This is a genomic window from Aeromonas sp. 2MA4 (genome assembly GCF_029237305.1).
GTDB lineage: Bacteria > Pseudomonadota > Gammaproteobacteria > Enterobacterales > Aeromonadaceae > Aeromonas > Aeromonas salmonicida.
Map to the genome: position 1 here is coordinate 307,258 of NZ_JAACFY010000004.1, position 8,207 is coordinate 315,464.

8 protein-coding genes are annotated in these 8,207 nt (G+C 58.1%); all 8 read right to left on the reverse strand.

Translation table 11 applies throughout. The features are described from left to right. Positions 1-8: 8 nt before the first annotated feature. The 8 genes from bamB to ndk all read right to left on the reverse strand — a co-directional run bounded on the left by bamB (position 9) and on the right by ndk (position 7,827). Positions 9-1,193, reverse strand: coding sequence for an outer membrane protein assembly factor BamB (gene bamB / locus GWQ31_RS06825; RefSeq protein ID WP_275908959.1), 1,185 nt, complete (start codon positions 1,191-1,193; stop codon positions 9-11). After that, a complete protein-coding gene (locus GWQ31_RS06830) occupies positions 1,186-1,836 on the reverse strand; it encodes a tetratricopeptide repeat protein (protein ID WP_005310432.1) in 651 nt (216 codons plus the stop codon). The genes bamB and GWQ31_RS06830 overlap by 8 nt, the downstream gene beginning before the upstream one ends. Before the next feature lie 3 nt (positions 1,837-1,839). Further along, positions 1,840-3,117, reverse strand: a complete 1,278-nt coding sequence (hisS, locus tag GWQ31_RS06835; RefSeq protein WP_275908960.1) for a histidine--tRNA ligase — start codon at positions 3,115-3,117, stop codon at positions 1,840-1,842. 138 nt (positions 3,118-3,255) lie between these two features. Next, positions 3,256-4,371 carry a flavodoxin-dependent (E)-4-hydroxy-3-methylbut-2-enyl-diphosphate synthase gene (gene ispG, locus GWQ31_RS06840; RefSeq protein ID WP_059112283.1) on the reverse strand — a complete coding sequence of 372 codons (1,116 nt, stop codon included), beginning with the start codon at positions 4,369-4,371 and terminating at the stop codon, positions 3,256-3,258. A 10-nt stretch (positions 4,372-4,381) separates the two neighbouring features. Beyond that, positions 4,382-5,332: a cytoskeleton protein RodZ gene (rodZ, locus tag GWQ31_RS06845; RefSeq protein WP_021140482.1), complete on the reverse strand. Its 951-nt coding sequence runs from the start codon at positions 5,330-5,332 to the stop codon at positions 4,382-4,384. Beyond that, positions 5,322-6,113, reverse strand: coding sequence for a PilW family type IVa pilus biogenesis/stability lipoprotein TapF (gene tapF / locus GWQ31_RS06850; protein ID WP_159166101.1), 792 nt, complete (start codon positions 6,111-6,113; stop codon positions 5,322-5,324). Before tapF ends, rodZ begins: the two co-directional genes overlap by 11 nt. Before the next feature lie 12 nt (positions 6,114-6,125). Beyond that, a complete protein-coding gene (locus GWQ31_RS06855; RefSeq protein WP_005310420.1) occupies positions 6,126-7,229 on the reverse strand; it encodes a bifunctional tRNA (adenosine(37)-C2)-methyltransferase TrmG/ribosomal RNA large subunit methyltransferase RlmN in 1,104 nt (367 codons plus the stop codon). 169 nt (positions 7,230-7,398) lie between these two features. After that, complete coding sequence (gene ndk, locus GWQ31_RS06860) at positions 7,399-7,827, reverse strand: nucleoside-diphosphate kinase (RefSeq protein WP_005310418.1); 429 nt, start codon at positions 7,825-7,827, stop codon at positions 7,399-7,401. Positions 7,828-8,207: the final 380 nt, after the last annotated feature.

The following is an 8,207-nucleotide window of genomic DNA, read 5'->3' on the forward strand; positions in this document are numbered from 1 at the left end:
ACGGACGATCAGGGACGCGAGATAGCGTACAACTTGCCGCCACGGCTCTGCACATACAGGGTGTCACCGTCCACCAGGGGGGCGGCATAGAGGCCACTGCTGTCGAGCTGCTGCATGGCCTTGATGGTACCGTCGGTACGATCCAGCCAATACAGGTAACCTTCCACATCGCCGACCACCACATAGTCACCCAGGATGACAGGGGCCGTGACGGTGCGATTTTCCAGCTGGGTGTTGGACCAGAGCTCAAGACCATTGCGACGGTCTACCGCAAACAGATGGCTGCGGCTGTCGGTCAGCACTATGGCATTGCCGGTCACCGCCATGTCGCGGTAGCCGGAATACTTGCGCTTCCACACCTCGTCACCGGTCATCAGCTTGCGTGCCATCAGCTGGCCATTATAGGCGATGGCATAGAGCTCATCGCCCGCGATCAACGGCGTTGCATCCACGTCCACCATGCGATCCAGCTCGGTCGCACCGCGCGGATCCGCCACCTTGGACTGACGCACCGGCTGACCGTTGCTCAGCAAGGCTATGCCCACCTTGCCATCAGCGCGGCCATAGAGCACGGCGCCGTTGGTAATGACGGGAGCACCTGCGCTGCGCAGGGTCAGCGGCGGCTGCTCTTCAGCCAGGGTCCACTGCAACTTGCCTTCATCGGTATCGAGGGCCACCAGACGACCGGATGTCGTCAGCACCACCACACGACCGTCTTCGACGGCGGGGCTGGCCACGACTTCACCCGGCACAGTGGTCTGCCACAGCACTTCCCCGTTCTCTTCGTTCAGGGCGTAAACCACCCCGTTCTCGGATCCGAGGAACAGCTTGCCATAACGGGCAACCAGGCCGCCGGAGAGACGGGCACTGCGCTTCTCGGCGTTGACCGGCAAATCGGCCAGATCCACGCTCCACAACTCTTTGCCGCTCGCACGATCAAAGGCTGTTACGTCGCCATCGCGCGCTGCGGCATAGATGCGCTCCTCTTCCACCACCGGCTTGAGCTGGGAGTAGAAGTCCCCGATGCCATCGCCGACAGACGAGGACCAGGCGGTATCAGCGGTGAAGGCAGATTCAACCACGGGCAAAGGCGCCATGGGGTTGAGATCTTCTTCCGAGCTGAACAGGGAACACCCCTGCAGAGCGAAGGAGACTGCCGCCCCCAAGGCCACCATTTTGAACAAATTACGCATCCGGAGCACCACCCGTGGTCACGGCTGGCAGCGCCAGATCGTCCATCTTCAGCTTGAGCTCGGCGCTGCCCTGCAGACCACCGGCATCAGCCGCTGCCTGATAAGCATCGCGGGCCTCTTCGGCCTTGCCCTGCTTGTAGAGTATGTCGCCACGCACTTCCGCCACCTGGGCTTTGAAGGCATCGTTGTTGATCTTGCCAAGCTGGGTCAGAGCCTCGTCAGCCTTGCCCTGATCGTTCAGCACCCGGGCCAGACGCAAAGCAGCGATGGGACGAATGCTCTCATCGCCATTGCTCGCGACCTGAGTCAGCTGTTCGGCAGCCAGATCCAGCTTGTTCGCCTTGACGGCAGCCGCAGCCAGTTGCAGGGCAGCCAGCTCGGCATAAGCCTCACCCTTGTGATCAGTGATGAAGGCTTGCACCTGTTCGAAGGTGGCAGCATCACCCTTGGCCAGCTGGGCCGAGATCTCGTTGTAAGCCTGGGAGGCAGCTTCCTGATTGGTGAGCTGATAGTCGTTGTAATAGCGCCAGCCAAAGAGTCCGACCAGACCGATAACAGTTCCTGCGAGCACCGAGGTTCCGTTCTCTTTCCACCAGCTCTTGATGACCTCAACCTGTTGTTCTTCGGTGGTATAAACTTCCACTGCTTAGTCTCCTTTGGCTGCCAGCAGGGCAATGGCGGCGTCGACCGTGACGGTCTGTTGCTCAGCCTGGCCACGCAGATATTTGATGGTGATCTCCCCGTTTTGCACCTCGGTCTCGCCAAGGATCAGGGCAATGGCCGCGCCGCTCTTGTCGGCACGCTTGAGTTGTTTCTTGAAATTGCCGCCACCGCAGTGGCTCATCAGGCGCAAATCTGGCAGGGCATCGCGCAGACGCTCTGCCAGCTGGAAGCCTGCCTGCTCGGTGCCCTCACCCACCATGGCCAGATACGCATCCACAGCAGGACGGATATCGGCATTGAGTTCCAGCGTTTCGAGCATCAGCACCAGACGTTCCATGCCCATGGCAAAGCCCACGGCCGGCGTCGCCTGACCACCCAGCTGCTCCACCAGACCGTCGTAACGGCCACCGGCACAGACAGTCCCCTGGGCACCCAGGCTGGTGGTGACCCACTCGAACACGGTCAGGTTGTAGTAGTCAAGACCCCGAACCAGACGCTCGTTCACTTCATATTTGATGCCGGCAGACTCGAGCAGGCGTTTGAGCCCCTCGAAGTGAGCCAGGCTCTCTTCACCCAGGTGATCGAACAGGCGCGGAGCCTTCACCAAAATGGCCTGTACCTTCTCATCCTTGGAGTCGAGCACCCGCAGCGGATTGCTGTACATGCGGCGCTGGCTCTCTTCGTCCAGCTGATCCTTGTACTGCTCCAGATAGGCTACCAGCGCATCGCGGTAAGCGGCGCGCTCACTGCTCTGACCGAGCGTGTTGAGCTGCAGGGTAACATGATCACTGATGCCAAACAGACGCCACAGACGGTGGGTCAGCATGATGAGCTCGGCGTCAATATCTGGCCCGTTGATGCCAAACAGCTCGACACCGAACTGATGGAACTGGCGGTAACGGCCTTTCTGGGGACGCTCGTGACGGAACATGGGACCCATGTACCACATCCGGCGTTCCTGGTTATAGAGCAGGCCATGCTCGATGCCGGCACGCACGCAGCTGGCTGTCCCTTCCGGACGCAGGCTCAGGCTGTCGCCGTTGCGGTCCTCGAAGGTATACATCTCTTTTTCGACCACATCGGTCACTTCACCGATGGCACGCTTGAACAGATGAGTCTGCTCGACGATCGGCATCCGTACTTCGCTGTAGCCATAGCTGGCAACCACCTGGCGCAGTATCTGTTCTACTTTCTGCCATACCGGGCTCTGCTCCGGCAGGCAATCGTTCATACCGCGAATAGCTTGGATCTGTTTTGCCACGTTGATACTCGAGAAAAGACGTGAAATTTGGCCGCATTATAGGGATTTTCGACCCCGAGGTAAAATCAGGGTGTTCCAAAGCGGGATTTAAAATCAGCAACCTAAAGACGGGGCCACCCTAGGTGGCCCCACATTGGCTCAACCTTTATCCACCTGGATCTGGTTGGCTGGATCCAGCATGGCCGCCCGGGCGCGAATACGGCGCTCCAGGATCGGGATGAGATCCTTGTTGTCGAGCCGGTCGACCCGCTGGCCGCCCTCGTAGAAGGCGCTCTTGTTGGCCGCCCCCGCCAGTCCGAGATCAGAGACCAGCGCCTCACCCGGACCATTCACCACACAGCCGATGATGGAAACATCCATCGGTGTGATGATGTCTTCCAGCCGCTCTTCCAGGGCATTGACGGTGGCGATCACATCGAACTCCTGACGGGAGCAGGAGGGACAGGCGATGAAGTTGATACCGCGGGAACGGATGCGCAGGGATTTGAGGATATCAAAACCCACCTTGATCTCTTCCACCGGATCGGCCGCCAGGGAGATGCGGATGGTATCGCCGATGCCATCCGCCAGCAGCATGCCGAGCCCGACGGCGGATTTCACCGCGCCGGCGCGAAAACCGCCCGCTTCCGTGATGCCAAGGTGCAGCGGCTGCTCGATCTGCTTGGCCAGCAGGCGATAGGCGCCGATGGCCAGGAAGACGTCAGACGCCTTGACGCTCACCTTGAAGTTGTCGAAGTTGAGGCGATCCAGGTAGTCCACGTGGCGCATGGCTGACTCGAGCAAGGCCTCCGGGGTCGGCTCGCCGTACTTCTCCTGAATGTCTTTCTCCAGAGAGCCGCCATTGACGCCGATGCGGATCGGAATATTGTAGTGGCGCGCGCAATCGACCACGGCACGCACCCGCTCTTCGTTGCCGATGTTGCCCGGGTTGATGCGCAGGCAGTCGGCGCCGTACTCGGCCACTTTCAGGGCGATGCGGTAGTCGAAGTGGATATCGGCGACGATGGGAATGCGGGTCTGCTGCTTGATGAGCCTGAAGGCTTCGGCCGCTTCCATGGTGGGCACCGAGACCCGGACTATGTCGGCGCCGACCCGCTCAATCCGCCGGATCTGCTCGACGGTGGCGGCCACATCCGTGGTCTTGGTGTTGGTCATGGTCTGCACAGTGATGGGGGCATCGCCCCCAACCGGCACGTTACCGACCATGATCTGCCTGGATTTACGACGAATAATGGGAGATTCGTGAGCGGACATGGCGGACAGATTACTCCTGCGGCAGTGAGAGGCGAGCAGTCCGGCCGTTGTTGTAACGGCTCATGTCGATGGACTTGCCCTGATACTCGATATTGACCGCCATGGGCGCGCCAATGATGAGCTTGAGCGGCTCGGATCCTTCCAATACCAGTTGATCATTTGCTTTTTTCAGACCGCTGAACAGCGTCTTGCCATTGGCATCCTTGACGTCAAGCCAGCAGTCTGCGGTGAAGTTCATCTTGAGTTGGGAGGCAGTGGCTGCATCACTCACTGTCTCGCCTTCCCCAGCCGATGTTGCCACCTCAGCGGACACATCCGTTGCAGCTGCACTGCTTGGGGTCGCTGGCGCAGCGGTTGCAGCAGCACTGCTCACGGTTTGCTCAACGGCAGTTGCCGCCGCATCAGAGACCGCCGGCATGACGGCAGGATCAGCCATCTCCATCGCAGGGGCCAGGGTGGCGCCCGGCATATTGCCGGTCACACCCATGTCGGTCGTACTGCTCATTTCTGTTGCCGCCAGAGCCTCGTCACCGGCGGAGCGACGCGCCGTACTCTGCCACCACCAGGCGACGGAGAGCGCGATCAGCACCAGAATCACCAGCCAGGTCACCACCTTGAGCCGACTGTCGTTGGCTTGCTGGCGGGAACGGCGGGAGAAGCTCTGCATGTCGATGTTGTCAGGTGGCGTCAGCCCCAGCTTGTCGTAGGCAGCCAGAATGGTTTCATCCGGGATGCCGACCAGCTTGGCGTAGGTGCGCAGATAACCCCGAATGAAAGTATGGGAAGTCTGTTTGTCATACGTATCTGATTCGATCGCAGCAATCAGGGTCAGACGAAGGTGAATGCGGGACGCAACCTGTTCTCGTGTCCAGCCAAGCTGTTCACGGGCGTTGCGCAGCAGCTGGCCTGGGCCTGCTGCCTGAGAGTCGTCTTGAATATCGTGTGGCTGTTCAGTAGTCATTGGCTAAGTAACGCTTGGCTTGTTGCGAAGTGGGATATTGCCTTACCAGCTCAGTCCCGAATTGGTGAAGGAGTGCCGGTTTGTCCATGGCCTGAGCCAGCCGCAATCTCAACCAGAGACTGCTTTCATTCTCGTCTGACACATCGGCAAAACGGACGAGATAGGCTTGCACATCAGGCAGCTTGCCATCTTTCATGGAAAGCTCAGCCATGTCCAGCAATAACCTTGGATTGCGGGGATTATACCCCAAGGCCAAGCGATAGTACTCGCTTGCTTTATCATTTCTGCGATTTTGAGCGGCGCAAAGTGCCGCATTTTCATAGGTATCGGCAAGCCGGATATAGTCGGGTTGACTCACGGCCTGCAGGAATGCCTTCTCCGCCTCGTCGAAGCGGCCACGGTTGCACAGGAAGGCACCATAGTTGTTCATTGCGTCAGCATTGGACGGATCCATGGCGAGGGCTTTCTTGTAGCTCTCTTCGGCCGCCTTGTAGTCCTCTACCTGCTGGTAGAAGTAGGCGAAGCCGATCTGGACCTTGGGGTTGTCGGGGTCGTATTGAAGGGCACGATCAAGATTGAACTTGGCCTGTTCGGCATTACCCTGCCGAAGATATTGAATACCTAAATCCAGACGGGTCTGAGCAGCCGCCTTGAGGTCGGGACCCACTTCACGCTGGGTAGAGTTCTGGCCAGCGTAAGTGGTCTCGGTAACACAGCCGGGCAGCGCGCTGAGCGCTGCCACTACGATCAATGTACGTGTATCCATTCCCTGACTATACAATGGCTTAGCAAGTTAAACCATTTTGACGGAAATCCCATCCTGTTGCATCCGATTTTTCATGGTGCGCTTGGTGCGATCGATGACCTCCCCCACCAGCTGACCACAGGCGGCATCGATGTCGTCACCACGGGTCTTGCGGACGATGACGGTGAAGCCATATTCCATCAACACCTTGGAGAAACGGTCGATGCGGCTGTTGCTCGGCTTGCCATAGGGATTGCCCGGGAAGGGGTTGAACGGGATCAGGTTGATCTTGCTCGGGGTGTCTTTGAGCACCTTGGCCAGCTCGTGGGCATGCTGCATGTCATCATTGATGTGATCGAGCAGCACATACTCCACGGTCACGCGACCGCCGTTGGCATTGGACTTGGCCAGATAACGGCGCACACCGGCGAGGAAGTCCTCGATGTTGTACTTGTCGTTGATCGGCATGATCTCGGAGCGCAGCTTGTCGTTCGGCGCATGCAGGGAGATGGCCAGGGCCACATCAATTTGATCGCCGAGAATATCCAGCGCAGGCACCACACCCGAGGTGGAGATGGTGACACGACGCTTGGAGATGCCGTAACCGAAGTCATCCATCATCAGGCGCATGGCCGGTATCACATTGGCGAGGTTGAGCAGCGGCTCACCCATGCCCATCATCACAACGTTGGTGATGGGGCGCTTGCCACCGACGATTTTGGCGGCGCGCCACACCTGGCCGATGATCTCGGACACTTTCAGGTTGCGGTTAAAACCCTGTTGAGCGGTGGAGCAGAATTTGCAGGCCAGCGCACACCCCACCTGGGAGGAGACGCACAGGGTCGCCCTGTCCTCTTCCGGGATGTAGACGGTTTCCACTTCCTGACCGCCCACCTGCAGCGCCCACTTGATGGTGCCGTCAGAGGAGCGTTGTTCACGGCTCACTTCCGGCGCACGGATCTCGGCGATCGCCTTCAGGCGCTCGCGCAGTACCTTGTTGACGTTGTTCATCTGATCGAAATCATCACAACCGAAGTGATAAATCCACTTCATGATCTGATCTGCCCGGAATGGCTTCTCGCCCAGTTCGACGAAGAAGGCACGCATGGCATCCCGATCAAGATCCAGCAGGTTGGTTTTTATTTCGCTCATCAAAGGCCTCAGTCCACAAACTACATAAATTATTGGCTGACGATGTCAGGGGGCGGCATTGTACAAATAATGGGTCTGGCTTTCTACCCGGAGAATAAGGGGATATTGACCAAAAGGCCAAAAAACAAAAGGGAGCCGAGGCTCCCTTGATCATCTTCAAACACCAGACTCAGCCGCGCGGGCAGATCTCGTCGTCGGAGAAGAAGTAGGCGATTTCACGGGCGGCAGAGGCCGGCGCGTCGGAACCGTGCACGGCGTTGCGGTCGATGCTCTCGGCGTAGCAGGCACGCAGGGTGCCGGCCAGGGCCTCTTTCGGGTTGGTCGCCCCCATGATTTCACGATGACGGCGGATGGCATCTTCCCCTTCCAGCACCTGTACCATGACAGGACCAGACGTCATGAAGCTGACCAATCCGTCATAGAAAGGCTTGCCCTGGTGTTCGGCATAGAAACCAGCGGCTTGCTCGCTGCTCATGTGCAGCATCTTGGCGGCGATGACTTTCAGACCCGCGCTCTCGAAGCGGTTATAGATGGCACCGATCAAGTTTTTGCTGACTGCATCCGGCTTGACGATAGAAAAGGTACGTTCGATGGCCATTGAGATCTTTCCTTAACTACAGAGTTTTATTGTTAGAATCCATGTTCGGCGGCGATTATACGTAAACAAAAACCGAAATAACACACAAAAAAGCAACTTTTTATTAAACAAACACGTCCTTAAAACAACATCACCACTCATCTTGGCCCAGTGCGGCAGGAAAAAATGTGCGCTTGTGCACGATAGCCGTGTTAAGCCCCTGAAACCCTGCCTATTGCTCACTAATGCAGCACTGCTGAAAAGGGCACCCTCAGGCTGTCTCTTATACAAAAATCCCCAAGCGTCGCTTGGGGATTTTTTTGAACTTCTCTCCCATTCTGTGATCTGAACCTTTCATCGCTCTCTTCCCTGGTTCTAACATGCCCTTCACTCAACCGGCG